This is a genomic window from Escherichia sp. MOD1-EC7003, from assembly GCF_002965065.1.
Classification (GTDB): Bacteria; Pseudomonadota; Gammaproteobacteria; order Enterobacterales; family Enterobacteriaceae; genus Escherichia.
Window position 1 is genome coordinate 1 of sequence record NZ_PTRE01000146.1, and the last position, 209, is coordinate 209.

The window sequence follows — 209 nt, forward strand, 5'->3', positions numbered from 1 at the left end:
GCTATTACCTTCTTCAGAGAGCCCCCAGCTACTTCCTGTGACTCTCGATGCAGCTGCCGAACAGCCAGAATCGCTCGCAGAGGACCCGAAAACCCTCAGTATCAGCTGTGAGGTAACGTTCCGGCACGGGACGCTCCGCTTCAATGGCAATGTCAGCGAAAAGCTCCTGACTCTGCTGATACAGGAACTGAAGCGATGATCCCGTTACC

1 protein-coding gene is annotated in these 209 nt (G+C 55.0%); it reads right to left on the bottom strand.

From position 1 onward, the window contains the following. Window positions 1-28: 28 nt before the first annotated feature. Window positions 29-209 (bottom strand): hypothetical protein (locus A7090_RS26310; protein WP_206748397.1); only part of this gene is annotated, 181 nt, incomplete at its 5' end.